Genomic DNA, 16,435 nt, shown 5'->3' with positions numbered 1-16,435 from the left:
AAGCGGACAACCTCTCAGCCGCCGCTGCCCACCAGAATCAGTACGGAACCGCCATCAGTTCATCCAGCCCCAACGCCCGGTTGAGGTTCTGCAATGCCTGGGTAGCCGCGCCCTTGAGCAGGTTGTCGATGGTAGCCACCACTACCACGCGCTTGTTGCCCGGCGCCATGGTGAAGCCACCGATCTGTACACCATGCTTGCCGGCAATGCGGCTGACCCACGGCGCCTCATCCACTATTTCAACCAAAGGCTCGTTGGCATAGCGCTGCGCGTACAGCGCGACGATCTCTTCGCGGCTGCGCGGCTGCTGCAGCCACAGGTTGACGGTCATGGTAATGCCGCGGAAATGCGGGGCCACATGCGGCATGAACTCCACCGGCACGCCGAGCTGGGTCGACACCTCGCGCTCATGCACGTGGTTGGTCAAGGCGTAAGGCATCAGGTTGTCGCGCAGCAGCTCGGGGTTGTTCTTGTCCGACGGCGTGGTGCCGGCACCGGACCAGCCGGAGACGCCAAAGCAGGTCGGCGGACCGGCGAGCTGGCTCAGCAGCGGCGCGATCGCCAGCTGCATGGCCGTGGCATAGCAGCCCGGGTTGCTGATGCGCTTCTGCCCGGCATAGCGCGCGCGGGTCAGTTCCGGCAGGCCGTAATACCAGCTGTTGTCGAAACGGTAGTCGGCCGACAGGTCGACGATCACCGTGTCCGGTGCCGCCGCATCCAGCGCCGCCACGAACGGTTCGCCCTTGCCGTTGGGCAGGGCCAGCACCACCGCGTCCACGCCCTTGGCCGCTACCGCGTCCGGGCCCAGGCTTTCATAGCGCAGCTCGCCGGTATAGGCGCTGTTGTGGTCGGCCACGCGCTGCCCGTCCAGCTCGCGCGAGGACACGAAGGCCAGCTCGATGCGCGGATGTGCGGCCAGCAGGCGGATCAGTTCGGCACCGGTGTAACCGCGTGCGCCGACAATGCCTACCGAGAATTTCTTGTCAGTCATGAATGCGAATCCAGAAGGAATTGCAGGTGGGCTTTCACCGCCGGCCATTCCGTATCAATGATGGAGAACACCACGGTATCGCGGCGCGATCCGTCGGCATGACGCTTGTGGCTGCGCAGCACACCATCCTGCTTCGCACCGAGGCGGGCAATGGCGTTGCGCGAAGCCTGATTGAACCAGCTGGTCTCGAAGCCCACGCTGATGCAACCCAGGGTTTCAAAGGCGTGATGCAACAACAGCAACTTTGCTTCGGTGTTCAAACCGCTGCGCTGCACGCGCGGGTGGTACCAGGTGTAGCCGATGTTCAGACGCGGCACATCGGCTTCCAGCGCATAGAAACGCGTGCTGCCAACCACCTCGCCACCGGCATCGCGGACCACGAGAGCCAGCACCCTGCCCTGCGACTGCGCTTCCAGTGCGGCAACCACGTAGTGACCGGCGTGCTCGGGCGTGGGCACATTGGTGTACCAGCAGCGCGCCAACTCGCCTTCACCCAGGGCACGCTGCAGCGCCGGCACATGCGCCAGCTGCAGCGGCTCCAGGGTCACGTGCCGCCCCTTCAGGACTGGCACCTGACCCCAGTGTCCGGCAGCGGCAAGATCCATGCTCATCCCTGCAGGCTCGGTTTGCGCTCGCCGCAGTGCGCGACGTAGCCCTTGATACTGTCGAAGTCGTTGGCGCCGAACCAGAACACCTTCCAGTGGTCCAGCTTGTAGCAGCCGTCGGACTCGGAATAGTAGAAATGGTTGACCGGGTTGCCGTTGCGCGAGCGCCAGAACAGCTGCGGGGTTTCCTCCAGCATCACGTTCCACACCGCGCGCCCCAGCCCTTCGCCCTGGGCGTCGTCGAGCACGGCGAACTTGTCCAGATAAACGCCCTCGGCCTCGTTGGTGAGGATCACCGCGGTGCGGTAGTTCTCGCTGACATAGGCGCGCAGCAGCTTGGTCTTCTCGAAGTAGTCCGGCACCAGGGTGCGGCCGAAGCTGGATTCGATCAGCGACTTCAAGCGCGTGGTATCCAACTGGTCCCACGATGTCGCCTTCAGCACCTTCTCGCCGCGCCGCACCAGGGTGCCCGAGCCCTTGTGGGTGAACAATTCCTTGGCCAGGTCGGCCGGGCGCGTGATCGACACCGAGGATTCTTCCGGCAGCTTGTCCAGCAGGTCCTTGATCTGCTCGATCTTGACCCGCATGCCGCCGTGGATCCACGGTTGCTGCATCAGCTGGTCATACTCGGTGGACAGGTTGATCGAGTCGATCAGCTTGCCTTCCTCGTCGAGCAGGCCGCCGGTGCCGGTCAGGAAGATGATCTTGTACGGCTGCAGTTCCTGCACCAGCTCGTTGGCGGCGAAGTCTGCATTGACGTTGAGGATCTGCCCGCTCGGGGTTTCGCCCAGGCTGGTGATCACCGGGATGGAGCCGGCACGCAGGCTGGCTTCGATGGGCGCCAGATTGACCTTCTTCACCTCACCGACCAGACCGTAGGTGTCGACGTCCAGGTACTCGGCTTCGAATACGCCACCGGTGATCGAGGTTGCACGCGCACCGTTCTGCTGCAGGGCTTCAACCAGTTTCAGGTTGGACTGCTGGAACACCTTGCGCACGATCGCCAGGGCTTCTGGCGAGGTCACGCGCAGGCCGTCGATGGTCTGCTTCTCGATGCCGGCAGCGGACAATTCGGCATCGAGCTGCGGGCCGGCACCGTGCAGCACGATCGGGGTCAGGCCAACTTCCTGCAGGAAGGACAGCGACGAGGTCAGCGCTTCCAGATCGTCGCGCAACACCGCGCCACCGACCTTGACCACGGCAAAGCGCTTGGCATCAAGCTGCGAAAAGCGCTTGAGGTACTGGCTGATTTCCTTCGCGCTGGCCATGCTCGAAAGCAGGCGGACGATGGTCTGGCGGGTCTGGCGGTGCGGCTGCATGGCTGGGGACATTACTTGTATCTACATGGCGACGTTATGCGTCGCGGGAAGGAGCCGGCGGCAGGCCGCCGGGCCACGTGCGGCTCAGGCACCGCGTTGCAGGATCTGCAGCACCGATTCGGCGTAGCGCTGCAACTGCTCCAGCGTCACGAATTCATCGGCGGTGTGGGCCTGGGCGATATCGCCCGGGCCGTACACCATGGTTGTATAGCCACCGGCCGAGAACAGCGAGGCCTCGGTCCAGAAATCCACGGCATTGCCGATTGGCAAGCCCAGTTCATCGGCGATGTCGCGCGCAGCCAGACGGCGTTCCTCGGCGCGGGCGATATCACCGGATGGCAGGCTTGGGCCGCGGAAGGTTTCCTCGAAATGCGCGGCCTGCGGCTCGGCAAAGCCGGCGAAGGTGGCCAGCAGTGCATCGATATCCATCGACGGCAGCGGGCGGAAGCCAAAGCGCAGCTCGGCCTCGGGCGCGATCATATTGGTCTTGATGCCGCCTTCGACGCGGCCGATGTTGAAGCGCAGGCCGGTCAAGCCGCCAAAGCGTGCATGCGCCAGCGACTCAACGTGGCCCAGTGCCTTGCCGCCCCAGCGCATGGCCTGGTGCAGGGCGCTGGCGGACGGATCCTGCTTGCCCGAGGCGTGGCCGGCGCGGCCCTGGAACTTCATCAGCACCGAGCTGATGCCACGGTGCGCCAGCACGGCTTCGCTCATGGTCGGCTCGGCAACGATCACCGCTTCGTAGGGGATGCCACGCGCCAGGAAGGCGGCGATGCAGCGCGGATCGTTGGCTTCTTCGTCACTGGAGAACAGGAAGGCGGCGTCGCCGTCGCTCAGGTTGGCAGCGGCCACCAGCGCAGCAGCTGCGCCCTTGATGTCGCAGACACCGAGGCCGACCACGCGGTCGTCCAGGCGGCGCATCACATGCGGATCGGCCGACCAGTGCGGGGAGTCCGGCACGGTGTCCAGATGCACGTTGAACAGGTATTTGGGTGTGCCGCGCACCGCGTAGAAGCTGACCGCACCTGCGCCGTGGTCGATCACCTCGACATTGAAGCCCGGCAGGTTGTCGCGCAGGTAATCAAAGATGCCACCGGTGGTGATGGCACGCGGCGGATTGCGGGTGTCGTAGGACACCAGCTTTTCCAGGTGGTCGAGGGTGGATTGGAGCAGCTTGGTCATGGTTGCAGGCAGGTCATCACAGCAATGATCGGGGGAGCATCCCTTCTCCCGCTTGCGGGGGAAGGTGCCCGAAGGGCGGATGGGGGGAGCTTCTGATTTGCCTTCTGCCTTGTGAGCGAACAACGACAGAAGCAAAAGCTGCCCTCACCCCAACCCCTCTCCCGCAGGCGGGAGAGGGGCTTCAAGCGGCGAGCGTCATGCGCTTAGCGGTTGACCTGCGCGTACAGCGTCGAGCTCATGCCGAACAGCTTGATGAAGCCTTCGGCTTCTTCCACGCCCCAGTCGGCCGACTGCGCGTAGGTCGCGCCCTTGGCGTTGAGGATGTGCTCCGAACGCACGGCCACCGCGTCAACGCGGCCACCACGGGTTTCCAGCACCACTTCGCCGGTCACCTTGGACTGCGAGGACTTCAGGAAGGCTTCGATGTCGGCCTTCAGCGGGTCGTGGTAGAAGCCTTCGTACACCAGCTCCACCCACTTGCGCGCCACTTCCGGCTTGAAGCGGTTCTGCTGCTTGGTCAGCACCGCATCTTCCAGCGCGCGGTGCGCGGCCAGCAGCGAAACCAGGCCCGGGGCTTCGAACACGATGCGGCCCTTCAAGCCGATCACGGTGTCGCCGGTGTAAACGCCGCGGCCCACGCCGTACTGCGCGAACAGCTTGTTGAGCTTGGCCAGGATCTGCTCGCCCGGCAGTGCCTTGCCGTCCAGCGCGACGGCTTCGCCCTCGACGAACTTCAGGGTCACGGTCAGCGGCTCCACCGGCCAGGCGCTGCGCGGTGCGCACCAGCCACGGGCGCCCTCGCCCGGGGCTTCCCACTTGTCGATTTCGCCGCCGGACATGGTCAGGCCCAGCAGGTTCTCGTTGATGGTGTAGGCCTGCTGCTTGGCACGCACGCCGAAGCCACGCGCTTCCAGGTACTTCTGCTCGTAGGCGCGGGTCTGGGTGTGTTCCTTCTGGATTTCACGGATCGGCGCAACGATCTGGTAGTCGCCCTGGGCCTTCACTGCCAGGTCGAAACGCACCTGGTCGTTGCCCATGCCGGTGCAGCCGTGGGCGATGATGTTGGTGCCCAGTTCGGCGGCGCGCTTGAGCGCGGCGTCAACGATCAGGTAACGGTCGGAAACCAGCAGCGGGTACTGGCCCTGGTAGCCCTCGCCTGCCCATACGAACGGCTTGACGAAGCCATTCCAGATGGCCGGGCCACCGTCGACGGTGACGTGGCTGGTGACGCCCAGTTCGGCCGCACGCTTTTCGATGAAGTCACGCTCGTCGGCATCCACGCCGCCGGTGTCGGCAAACACGGTGTGCACGTTGTAGCCGCGCTCCTGCAGGTAAGGCACGCAGAAGCTGGTGTCGAGGCCGCCGGAGAAGGCGAGGACGATGTCTTTGCTCATGGGGAAGGAATCTCTGCTTTGGTTCTTGAGCCCCTCCCCCGCCGGGGGGAGGGGTTGGGGAGGGGGTAGGCGTATATGAGGATGCATCTGGAGTGAGGAGCTTTGCCCTCACCCCAACCCCTCTCCCGGAGGGAGAGGGGCTAGAGCGTTACTTGCCGATTACTGCCGCCATGATCGCCTTCTGCACATGCAGGCGATTCTCGGCCTCGTTGATGGCAATACACTGCGGCGAATCCATCACGCCGTCAGTGGCCTTTACATTGCGGCGCAGCGGCAGGCAGTGGCTGAACACGCCGTTGTTGGTCAGCGCCATCTTGGCTTCGTCAACGATGAAGTGCTTGTACTGGTCGCGGATCGGCTTTTCCGGCTCCCAGTTGCCGAAGAACGGCAGCGCGCCCCAGCTCTTGGCGTAGACCACGTCGGCGCCGGCATAGGCACTCTGGATGTCGTGGCTGACCTGCAGCGAACCGCCGCTCTCGGCGACGTTCTGCTCGGCCCAGCCCATGTAGCGCTCGTCCAGGATGTAATCCGGGGTCGGGCACAGCAGGGTCACGTCCATGCCCATGCGAGTTGCAATGGTCAGTGCCGAGTTGGCCACGGCGGTGTTCAACGGCTTGGGGTGGTAGGTCCAGGTCAGCACGTACTTCTTGCCGCGCAGGTCACTGGTACCGAAATGCTCCTGCAGCGCCAGGATATGCGCCAGCTCCTGGCAGGGATGGGTGATGGTCTCCATGTTGATGACCGGCACCGGCGAGTACTTGGCAAAGCTCTTCAGCACCTGGTCTTCGCGGTCCTTGCTCCAGTCCACGAACTTCGGGAACGCGCGCACGCCGATCAGGTCGACGTAGCGGCCCAGCACCTTGGCCACTTCGGCAATGTGCTCTTCGGTATCGCCGTCCATCACCGTGCCGAGGTTGAACTCGATCGGCCATGCGTCCTTGCCCGGCTGCAGCACCACCGCGTGGCCGCCCAGCTGGAATGCGCCCAGCTCGAAGCTGGTGCGGGTGCGCATGGACGGGTTGAAGAACACCAGGGCGATCGACTTGCCCTTCAGGTCGTCACCCAGCTTGTTCTGCTTGAACAAGGCTGCCTGGGTGAGCAGCGCGTCAAGTTCGGCGCGGCTCCAGTCCTGGGTGTTCAAAAAGTGCTTCAGAGACATCGATCCATCCTTTATTGCGGAGATCCACCGTTGCCGGTGGGCGGATGCGCATGCGCGCGGCTCATTGCGTTTGAAACTTTTGCCAAACCAGAAACGAAAAAACCCAGCCTGGGCTGGGTTTTCCGAACAGACAGCACGAAGCTCCGGTCACCCAGCGAATATGTGGGATTCCGGTCGGCGGGCACGGGACGTCATGCCGGAGGCCATCCGGGCGGTGCTGGATTCGTGCTGGAAGCTGGTGGCTTTCATCATCGGGCATACTCGCACGCGGGTCAGGCCGGCGCAAGTGTCGCGGTGCAACATCAGGGAACGCTGGTCGCCGCTGGCGGTGCCTGGCCGATATCCGGGGTGATCGACACCCTCAACTTGAGCCGGTTACCCGGGTCTTCGGGCAGACGCGAGCGGAACTTGATGCCCTTGTAGACGTAGTCCACGTCATAGGCGATAGGCCGGCGGAACTCACGGCCTACCTCGACAATCTTGCACTCGGGGGTCAGCAACGCGGAGGAAGCACTGGAACCCTGCGGAGCAAGCGCCATTTCCTCTTCCTGCTCCTGCCCTTCGCGTTGGCTGAACATGCCGCGCACCGAATCCCAGAAGCGGCGGAACCCACCCTTGTCCTCTTCGCCCTTGACCTGCACCGGTGCCAGCGTGCGGGTGGACACCGGCTCGCAGTGTTCCTCGGTACGGCTGGCCCGCAGGGTCTGGAACACCGGCTCGACATTGAGCACCTGCGCGTAGTCGTAGCGCACGTTTTCCATGATCACCACGCGATTGCGCTGCTCCGGTTCCTGCGCAAATGCGGGCACAGCGGCGCCAGCCAGAAGGCAGATCATCGACAGCAATGGAGCAGGTTTCATCAAGATATCGGCTGGAGCATTGGGCGCGGGTGGCGGGTACTAGTGTAGGCAGCACAGCTGCCCCGGGCCTGAACATTACCCATCCGTACGCGTATTGCCCAGCCCGGGGGTGCCCGACCCGGCCCGGACCGCTAGAATTGACCGGTTCGCTCACCCCCGGATTGCCATGACCCTGCGCCTGCACAACAACCTGACGCGGCAGCTGGAGCCGTTTGCTCCGCTCGACCCCGCCGCCCCCACCCTGTATGTGTGCGGCCCCACGGTCTACAACTATGTACATATCGGCAATGCGCGCGGCCCGGTGGTGTTCGGGGTGCTGGCCGACCTGCTGCGGCGCCGCTACGGCAAGCTGCGCTACGCCCGCAACATCACCGACGTTGACGACAAGATCAACGCCGCGGCCAAGGACCAGGGCGTGCCGATCTCGACCATCACCGACCGTTTTGCCGCCGCCTACCGCGAGGACATGGCCGCGCTGGGCGTGGTACCGCCGGATATCGAGCCGGAGGCCACCGCGCACATGCCGCAGATCATCACGATGATCGAGCAGCTGATCAGCACCGGCCACGCCTATGCTGCCGAGGGCCATGTGCTGTTCTCGGTCGCCAGCTTCGCCGACTACGGCAAGCTCTCGCGGCGCGACCCGGAGGAAATGCTGGCCGGCGCCCGCGTCGAGGTCGCCCCGTACAAGCGTGATGCCGGCGATTTCGTGCTGTGGAAGCCCTCCAGCGACGACCTGCCGGGCTGGGACTCGCCCTGGGGCCGTGGCCGCCCGGGCTGGCATATCGAGTGCTCGGCAATGGCCGCCGCCCACCTGGGCCCGACCATCGACATCCATGCCGGCGGCGTCGACCTGCAGTTCCCGCACCATGAGAACGAGATCGCGCAAAGCGTCTGCGCCCACGGCGGCCAGACCTTCGCCCGCTTCTGGCTGCACAACGGCATGCTCAACTTCGACGGCGGCAAGATGAGCAAGTCGATCGGCAATATCCAGCGTGTGCACGACCTGGTCCGCCAGCATCCGCCGGAAGCGCTGCGCTATGCGCTGTTGTCGGCGCATTACCGGCAGCCGCTGGAGTGGTCCGATGCGCTGATCGAGCAGTCGGTGCGCACCCTGGACCGGCTGTACGGCACGCTGCGTGATCTGGCCGATGTGGAGGCTGTTGCCAGCATTCCGGCCAGCGTCGAAGCCGCGCTGGACGACGACCTCAACACCCCGCTGGCCCTGGCCGAAGTGGCGCGCATTGCCAGCGAGGCGCGCAAGGCCGAGTCCGGCGACGACAAGCAGCGCCTGAAGCGCGAGCTGCTGGGCGCCGGCCTGGCCTTGGGGCTGCTGCAGCAGGCGCCGGCCGACTGGTTCGGGCGCGGTGCCGCCGAGGGCGACGACGCACGCATCCAGGCCCTGATCGACGAGCGTATCGCCGCCAAGCAGGCACGCGACTTCGCCCGCGCCGACGCCATCCGCGACCAGCTGGCGGCGGAGAACATCGTGCTGGAAGACACGCCGCAGGGCGTGCGCTGGAAGCGCGGGTAAGGCTTCCCCTCACCCCAACCCCTCTCCCGTGAACGGGAGAGGGGCTTAAGCGGAAGCTGCAATTGCATACATAGCGCCGGCTCGCGGCGCACTGAGCCCCTCTCCCTCCGGGAGAGGGGTTGGGGTGAGGGAGAGTCCTCCCAGCACCCCACCCAAAGCCCCTCACCACCAAGGCGAGCGGCCAAGCACAGGACCCACAATGACCAACTCCCCCTTCCCGCTCGAACCCACCGCCGCCGACGCCCAGGCCGCCATTGCCGAGGAATTCTCTTTCTTCGGTGACTGGTCCGAACGCTACCAGTACCTGATCGACCTCGGCCGCAAGCTGCTCACCTTCCCGGAAGAGTGGAAGACCGAAGAACACCGCCTGCTCGGCTGCCAGTCCATGGTCTGGATCGTGCCCGAAGGCGATGCCGACAAACTGGTCTTCCACGCCATCAGCGACTCGGCGATTGTCTCGGGCCTGATCTATCTGGCACTGCGCGTGTACTCGGGCCGCTCGGCCGCTGAGATCCTCGCCACCGATCCGGACTATGTGTCCGCCATCGGCCTGGCAAAGCACCTGTCGCCGACCCGCAGCAACGGCCTGGCCGCGATGCTGGCCTTCATCCGCGACACCGCCCAAGCCCGCCAGTGAGCCCCCCCGGCTCCATCGGCGAGCTGCTGCGCCAACCCGGCTACACCCGGCTGCTGCTGTACCGCATCGCCGGCATGCTGTCCTACCAGATCGTCGCGGTCACGGTCGGCTGGCATATCTATGAAGTCACCCGCAATCCGTTCTCGCTGGGCCTGATCGGCCTGGCCGAAGTGCTGCCGTATTTCTGCGTGGCGCCGTTTGCCGGCTACCTGGTCGATCACCTGCCACGCCGCAAGCTGGGCATGACCGCCTGCCTGGGCCTGATCGCCACCGCCTTGATGCTGGTCGCCGTCGCCAGCGGCTGGCTGCCGGTCAAGGGCGTGTGGCCGATCTACCTGGCCGTCGCGCTGACCGGCATGGTCCGCGCCTTCCTGTCGCCGGTCTACAACGCCTTGTTTGCACGCGTGCTCAAGCGTGAGCAGTTCGCGCGCGGCGCCGGCTTTGGCACGGTGGTGTTCCAGGCCGGCATGGTGCTCGGCCCCGCGCTGGGCGGCGTCTTGGTGGCCGTAGGCGGCAAGGGCCTGTCCTACGGCGTGGCCGCGGCAATGGCGGTGCTGGCACTGGTCGCCCTCGCCTCGCTCAAGGTCAACGAACCGGCACCCCCGCAGACTCGCGCGCCGATCTTTGCCAGCATCGCCGAGGGTGCACGCTTCGTGTTGTCCAACCAGATCATGCTGGGCGCGATGGCGCTGGACATGTTCTCGGTACTGCTGGGCGGCGTGGTGGCGATGCTGCCAGCCTTCATCCAGGACATCCTGCATTACGGCCCGGAAGGCCTGGGCATCCTGCGCGCGGCACCGGCCCTGGGCTCGATTGCGGTCGGCCTGTGGCTGGCCCGGCACCCGCTGCGCCGCAACGCCGGGCGCGTGCTGTTGTTCGCCGTCGCCGGCTTCGGCCTGTGCGTGATCGCCTTCGGGCTGTCGCGCAGCTTCTGGCTCTCGGCCGCCATCCTGGTGTTCTACGGCGCCTGCGATGGCGTTTCGGTGGTGGTGCGCTCGACCATCATGCAGTTGGTGACGCCCGATGAGATCCGCGGTCGGGTGTCGTCGATCAACGGCATTTTCATCAGCTCATCCAACGAGCTGGGCGCGTTCTACGGCGGCAGCATGGCGCGCCTGCTGGGGCTGGTGACCGCCGTGGTGATCGGCGGTTGTGCGGTGCTCGGCGTTGCGGCCATCACTGCATGGAAAGCACCGCAGCTGCGCAGGCTGGACAACCTTCAGGACCTGTAGGCAGGAGAGCGCCGGGGCTGCGAGGCACCGGCGCCCTCCCTCACAACGACGTTCGGATCACGGTGCGTATTCGCGCTCCTGGGCCCTCTCGAATGCCTGCTGCACACGGATGTCGCGTGAAGAAGCGCCAACGCGCAGGCTGTAGCTGCCGCGATCGGCGACCCAGCGCCCGCGGCCACTGTCGAACGAGGCCAGGTCCTTGCCCTCGATCTCGAACTGCAGCACCTGCGATTGCCCTGGCTGCAGCAGCGTCGTCTTGCCGAACGCGCGCAATTCCTGGGCCGGCTTCTGCAGCGTGGCACCCGGCGCACTGACATAGACCTGCGCCACTTCCTGGCCGGCAACACTCCCGGTATTGGTAATCCTCACGCTTGCCCGTACTGGCCCATCAGCGCTGGCATCCACCGTCAATGCGTCGTAGTCGAACGTGGTGTAGGACAGACCGAAACCAAACGGGTACGCCACCTCCACCTGACGTCTGTCAAAGTGCCGGTAGCCAACCCAGATACCATCGCTGTACTCCACTTCGGCGGCGCGTGCGATCTTGCTGAAGGGAAACTTCGCATTCGGATCCGGCCCCAACAGTTCCTTGCCCGGGAAACCCTGGCTGGCAGGATAGTCACTCAAGTGCAATGCGAATGTATCGGCCAGCTTGCCGGAAGGGTTCACAGCCCCGGACAACACATCGGCCATCGCATTGCCGGCCTCCTGGCCGGGCAACCAGGCCAGCAGGATCGCATCGACAAGCCCGCTCCAACTGGCGGTTTCTACCACACCTGCGATATTCAGTACGACAACCACCTTCTTGCCTTGGGCATGGAACGCCTTGGCCGTGCGCTCCAGCAGCTGCCGCTCGGCCGCAGTCAAAAGGAAATCACCTTCGACAGCACGATCCACCGATTCTCCCGAGCCACGGCCAATGCTCACCACCGCCACTTCCTGCTCCCGCGCCAGCCGCTGCAACCGCGCTTCCTCTACCGCCAGCTCGGGAATAAGCGGGGTGACCTGGTACCACTCCGCCTTTGGCAGCTTGGCCAGCTCCTTGTCGATGTAGGGGACATACAACTTCTCCAGCTCATCGGCATTGCGGTAGCCCGCATTCGCCATTCCACGCTGCAGATCGACCGAATACGCCTTGTTCACATCACCGCTGCCCGTGCCACCGGTAATGACCTGGTAGCTGCCATGCCCGAGCAGCGCCACCCGCGAAGCAGGCGGCAGTGGCAAAACAGCCCCTTCATTCTTCAACAACACCATGCTTTGCGCGCCCGCACTGCGCGACAGTTCCGCGCTCGCTTTCAAGTCCGGCGCATCCGAATGCGGCAACTGCTTGAAGGCACGGCTGCGCATTGCCAGTTCCAGTACCCGCGCCACATTGCGATCCAATACGACCAGGTCCAATTTGCCGGTTTCAACCGCGCCCTGAATGGCCCTGCGTTGCTTGCCGGTGCCCGGCATCAGCAGTTCGTTGCCCGCCTGCATCTGCGCGACCGCGTCCTGGCCACCAAACCAGTCCGTCATCACCAGCCCCTGGTATCCCCACTGCGAGCGCAGCACATCCGTCAGCAACCAAGCGTTCTCCGAGGCGTATGAACCGTTGAGCTTGTTGTAGGCGGACATGACCGTCCACGGCTGGCCTTTGCGAGCGGTGATTTCAAAGCCCTTGAGGTATAGCTCACGCAACGCCCGCTCATCCACCTTGACGTTGATGGTGTTGCGATTCCATTCCTGGTTGTTCACCGCAAAGTGCTTCATCGATGCCCCCACTCCTCTTTCCTGCAGCCCTCTCACCAAGGCTGCAGCTGTCTCGCCGCTGACCAACGGGTCTTCGGAGTAGTACTCGAAATTGCGCCCACCCAGGGGATAGCGATGGATGTTCTGCCCCGGTGCCAATACGACATCCACGCCATAAGCGGCGGCCTCATCGCCCATTGCCGCACCGACCCGCTGGACCAGAGACAGATCCCAGCTGCTTGCCAGCGCCGTGCCAATCGGGAATGCAGTTGCGTGGAAGGTCCGGCCCGGCGCGTCCTTGCGCGTGGCGGAAATACGCACGCCTGCGGGCCCATCCGCAAATACCAGCGACGGAATACCCAGCCGCGGTACCGCGACCGTCGCTCCCGCCGCGCCGTCCACCTTGTTCTCGATGGAGCCGACCACCGGCGCCTGCATATCGTCAGGCAGTCCCGGGAACACCATGCCCTGGCCGGTGACCAGCTCCACTTTTTCCTGCAGGGTCATGGCTGCGAGAACCTGCTCCAACGGCGCCTGCCCGAGCTGCGGGGGGCCGCCAGCCACGGCCAACGGGGTCAACAACGGGCTCACGGCCATGCCAATCAGCCAAGGCTCGAGCCCGTGCATGCTGCGCTTCATCACCATGTCGAACACTCCGGTTTCGGCCCCTGTCTGGAAGGGGCACTAGGGGCTGGGAACTAGCGCGCCCTTGTACGGAACACGCCTGAGTGCGATCGCGCCTGACAGCAGGCAGCGCGCCGGCGGGGATACCCCCTGGCGAGGTTGCTGTCCTGCAACGGCACGAACATCCGGCCAGCTATCGCGGCCGGGGACGATCTAGAACGAGAACGTCAGCTGGCTTTGCAGGGTCATAGCATCCGGGTGTTGCTGGGTGATCACCGGATTGCGCGTATAGCTCAAGGTATTGACCCAATAGATGCCACGTAGCGCCCGCAAGGCATAAGACACCGAAGCGGTGCTGCTGAAACGCACAGGCTCCATACCCATCGAGCCAAGGTAGTTCTGCGCATCCTTGCTGATCTTGTTGTAGGTATAGCCGATGGAAATCATGTCACCCGGACGCTTGGCGAAAGGCGCCAGGCTGTACAGCGTGGCCGCATAGTCCGCGGTGAAGATGTTGTGCTCCGGCGCCGCATAATTGGTCTTCAGATTGAAATACCAACCGCGGTAAGGCATCGATATATCAGGCTGGGTGAATTGATGATCGGCAATCAGATAGAACGCACGGTTGCTGCCCTTCGCACCAGCTTTGCTGAAATCCTGGTAAAGCGTGCGGTTGTATAGCGTGCCCTGACGTATCCAGGTCATGCGGCTATCGGCACTGGAGGCCACGCGGTAGCCGATTTCGTTCACGTAGATGGGCTTGGTGTCCTCCACGCTCCACTTCAGCCCTGTCGGATTGGCTTTGCTGTCAGCCAGAAATCCATCGGGGTGCTGTGAGCGGGCGACACCGAAATGGTCATAGAAACGGCCGTTCTTCGAGTACAGCCGCACGTCGACACCGGGTACCGGCTTGAACGCTGCCATGCCGGCAAGATTCGGAATGATGCTGGTGGGCCCCAACGCCGAGGAGGCGGTGCTGGCCCCCAGAAACAGGCCGATGAACTGCCCGAGCATGCCGTAGTAGCCGTACTGCAGACGCACGCGCCCGTCCTTGAACTCCTGCTCCACCGACAACTGCGAAACCGCAGCGTCATCATTCATGCCCGCATCGCGGTACGTGGTGCGCCAACTGTTCGCCTCGAAGGTCAATTGCGACTTCCTGCCCCACCAACCCAGCCGCGACAGGTCATAGGTGGTGATGGTGACCAAGGTGCCGCTGAAGCTGGGTCGCTGCCCGTTGTACACCTGTGGGCGCGCCTCCTGCCCCCGCAGATCATAGGTTTCCGCAGCACTATAGAAACCCATGAACATCCAACCGTTGTCGTACAGCTTCGGCCGCAGGCCCAATAGATCCGGGGACAGTGTTTCGCAGGTGGTGATGATGGGGGATTCCGAACCCCGACTTACGAAAGCATCGTAGTCACGACAACCCGGAACCGCAGCCTGCGTTGATGCAGGTTCGCCGGACGGCGGATCCTGCAGGTCGGCAACGGACAACCCGTCCGGCAGTGGTGCGCCGGCAGCGCCCTCGGTCGGCTGCGCGTTTGCAGCCGACGTGGCTGCGCCAAGAAAAACAAACGACAGCAGCGTGCTGAAGATGCTGCCCCTCCCGTTACGACAGTACGTGCGCATTGCTTCTCTCTCCCAGGGTGATGAAGAGCGGTCAGCGTCGCGACATCAGCCGACCGCACGGACACAGCAACTCGGCATGCACTGCGTGGGCGATTTCTCCCCTGCTGGCATTCCGGCATCGGCGTTCCGGCACGTTCTTCCTCGGCTGGAGTCGACCGCTCCGCTGCCATCGCGCTGGCAATGCGATGACTAGACCCGACTCAAAGCAGCCCCTTCCGGAGGGTGTTGCGGCTCTACCCGCAGTGACCGTTACGGCGACGCGGCGGCAGTAAACCTATCACTCGGTAGGTTTGTCAAAAACTGTGACGTGGGTACAGATCGATGGACGACAACGCCTGCCGTCGCGCCAGATACACTCCCGCTCATGCCATCGCCGGATCGCACTTTGCCAACCTCACCCCAGAACTCGACCATCGCCCGCGCACGCCGTCGTTCGCCCAAGGGCGAGCAACGACGTCAGCAGATTCTTGATGCGGCAATGCACGTATTCGCACGTACCGGCTTCAGCAACGCCTCCTTCGCCGAGGTTGCAAACCAGGTCGGCCTGACCCTGCCTGGCCTGCTGCATCATTTCCCCAGCAAGACGGAGATGCTGCTGGCGGTGCTTGAGGTGCGCGACCAGCGCAGCCCACGCCTGCCGGATTACCCGCACGATTACACGCTGAAGGAAGCGGCAGCGGGCCCGCCGCTTCCCTGGTCGCGGGTGCTGGAGCAACTGCGTCTGGTCAATCGCGCCAATGCCGAGCTCCCCGGCGTGATCAAGGCGTTTTCGCTACTCAACGCCGAAAGCCTGAGCGAGGATCATCCTGCACAGGACTGGTTCCATCGCCGTTCCGGCTTGATGCTCCAGTACATCGCCCACAGCCTGCGTCATGCCCAGCAGTGCGGTGAGGTAACGCCGACGGCGGATCCGGACCAGATCGCCGCCGAACTGATTGCGATGATGGATGGCCTGCAACTTCTGTGGCTGCGTCATCCGGGCAAGATCGACCTCGACAGGTATTTCGAAGACTATCTGCAACGGCTGCAGCAGTCGCTGCAGGTCACCTGAGCTCACCGCGGCAGCGCTTCAGCGTGCTGCCGCCCATTCGGCATACAAGCCCTGCTCGCCCTCGGGGCGCAGCACACGGAGCCCCGACCCAGGCGCCTGCGGCCCCAACGCCAGACGCGCGTAAACCGCGGCCGTGGACAGGCCGAATGGCTCTCCTTCCTCGTTCGAATAGGCGAACCATGCCTGCTCGATGCCACACAGATACATGGCAGCCAGGCACATCGGACAGGGGTGGCCACTGGCATAGACCACACATCCGTCCAGACGTGGCGATGCCAGCACCGCACTGGCATGGCGAATGGCGCGCATCTCCGCATGATCGGTGGGATCGTGGCTTGCATGGATGCTGTTGGCCGCTTCGGCCAATACCTGGCCATCCTTGACCAGCACCGCGCCGAACGGGCGCCCGCCTTCGGCGATATTGGCCCGGGCCAGCGCAACAGCACGGCGCATGAAGTCTTGTTGAGTGGACATGACGTCT

14 protein-coding genes are annotated in these 16,435 nt (G+C 64.3%); 4 read left to right on the top strand and 10 right to left on the bottom strand.

Going from position 1 to position 16,435, the window contains the following annotated elements; all coding sequences use genetic code 11:
• Positions 1 to 37 precede the first annotated feature (37 nt).
• The 7 genes from argC to AC1VXC_RS00530 form a co-directional block, all read right to left on the bottom strand.
• A complete protein-coding gene (gene argC / locus AC1VXC_RS00560; protein ID WP_313169651.1) occupies positions 38 to 991 on the bottom strand; it encodes an N-acetyl-gamma-glutamyl-phosphate reductase in 954 nt (317 codons plus the stop codon).
• Positions 988 to 1,596, bottom strand: a complete 609-nt coding sequence (locus AC1VXC_RS00555) for a GNAT family N-acetyltransferase (protein WP_481538360.1) — start codon at positions 1,594 to 1,596, stop codon at positions 988 to 990. Before AC1VXC_RS00555 ends, argC begins: the two co-directional genes overlap by 4 nt.
• Before the next feature lie 2 nt (positions 1,597 to 1,598).
• Positions 1,599 to 2,927, bottom strand: coding sequence for an acetylglutamate kinase (locus tag AC1VXC_RS00550; RefSeq protein ID WP_313493546.1), 1,329 nt, complete (start codon positions 2,925 to 2,927; stop codon positions 1,599 to 1,601).
• A gap of 72 nt (positions 2,928 to 2,999) precedes the next feature.
• Entirely contained in the window at positions 3,000 to 4,097 is a 1,098-nt protein-coding gene (locus tag AC1VXC_RS00545) for an acetylornithine deacetylase (RefSeq protein ID WP_481538338.1), read from the bottom strand.
• A gap of 203 nt (positions 4,098 to 4,300) precedes the next feature.
• Complete coding sequence (locus tag AC1VXC_RS00540) at positions 4,301 to 5,491, bottom strand: argininosuccinate synthase (protein ID WP_313169647.1); 1,191 nt, start codon at positions 5,489 to 5,491, stop codon at positions 4,301 to 4,303.
• Positions 5,492 to 5,639: 148 nt separating this feature from the next.
• Positions 5,640 to 6,650 carry an N-acetylornithine carbamoyltransferase gene (locus AC1VXC_RS00535; RefSeq protein ID WP_293713989.1) on the bottom strand — a complete coding sequence of 337 codons (1,011 nt, stop codon included), beginning with the start codon at positions 6,648 to 6,650 and terminating at the stop codon, positions 5,640 to 5,642.
• 302 nt (positions 6,651 to 6,952) lie between these two features.
• The gene (locus AC1VXC_RS00530; RefSeq protein ID WP_313169645.1) at positions 6,953 to 7,510 is read right to left on the bottom strand and encodes a hypothetical protein; all 558 of its coding nucleotides are present in this window, start codon (positions 7,508 to 7,510) and stop codon (positions 6,953 to 6,955) included.
• A gap of 166 nt (positions 7,511 to 7,676) precedes the next feature.
• On the opposite strand from AC1VXC_RS00530, the gene cysS reads away from it, so the two are divergent.
• The 3 genes from cysS (at position 7,677) to AC1VXC_RS00515 (ending at position 10,913) form a co-directional block, all read left to right on the top strand.
• On the top strand, positions 7,677 to 9,044 hold the full coding sequence (cysS, locus tag AC1VXC_RS00525; RefSeq protein WP_313169643.1) for a cysteine--tRNA ligase: 1,368 nt from the start codon (positions 7,677 to 7,679) through the stop codon (positions 9,042 to 9,044).
• 199 nt (positions 9,045 to 9,243) lie between these two features.
• Positions 9,244 to 9,681 (top strand): SufE family protein, encoded by a 438-nt coding sequence (locus AC1VXC_RS00520; protein ID WP_481538339.1) that lies wholly within the window; start codon positions 9,244 to 9,246, stop codon positions 9,679 to 9,681.
• Positions 9,678 to 10,913, top strand: a complete 1,236-nt coding sequence (locus tag AC1VXC_RS00515; RefSeq protein WP_481538340.1) for an MFS transporter — start codon at positions 9,678 to 9,680, stop codon at positions 10,911 to 10,913. Before AC1VXC_RS00520 ends, AC1VXC_RS00515 begins: the two co-directional genes overlap by 4 nt.
• Positions 10,914 to 10,970: 57 nt before the next feature.
• Here AC1VXC_RS00515 and AC1VXC_RS00510 read toward each other — a convergent pair whose 3' ends face one another.
• Together AC1VXC_RS00510 and AC1VXC_RS00505 are read right to left on the bottom strand one after the other, a co-directional pair.
• The gene (locus AC1VXC_RS00510; RefSeq protein WP_481538341.1) at positions 10,971 to 13,292 is read right to left on the bottom strand and encodes a beta-glucosidase; all 2,322 of its coding nucleotides are present in this window, start codon (positions 13,290 to 13,292) and stop codon (positions 10,971 to 10,973) included.
• A 192-nt stretch (positions 13,293 to 13,484) separates the two neighbouring features.
• Positions 13,485 to 14,903, bottom strand: coding sequence for a carbohydrate porin (locus tag AC1VXC_RS00505; protein WP_313493539.1), 1,419 nt, complete (start codon positions 14,901 to 14,903; stop codon positions 13,485 to 13,487).
• Between the two features lie 385 nt (positions 14,904 to 15,288).
• Here AC1VXC_RS00505 and AC1VXC_RS00500 point away from each other — a divergent pair, with 385 nt between their 5' ends.
• Positions 15,289 to 15,954, top strand: coding sequence for a TetR/AcrR family transcriptional regulator (locus AC1VXC_RS00500; RefSeq protein ID WP_313169637.1), 666 nt, complete (start codon positions 15,289 to 15,291; stop codon positions 15,952 to 15,954).
• Between the two features lie 18 nt (positions 15,955 to 15,972).
• Here the strand turns inward: AC1VXC_RS00500 and AC1VXC_RS00495 are convergent, their stop codons facing one another.
• Complete coding sequence (locus AC1VXC_RS00495; protein WP_481538342.1) at positions 15,973 to 16,428, bottom strand: nucleoside deaminase; 456 nt, start codon at positions 16,426 to 16,428, stop codon at positions 15,973 to 15,975.
• Between the last annotated feature and the right edge of the window lie 7 nt (positions 16,429 to 16,435).

It is taken from the genome of Stenotrophomonas sp. STEN033 (genome assembly GCF_056856655.1).
This window is presented reverse-complemented; position numbering and strand designations above follow the sequence as displayed.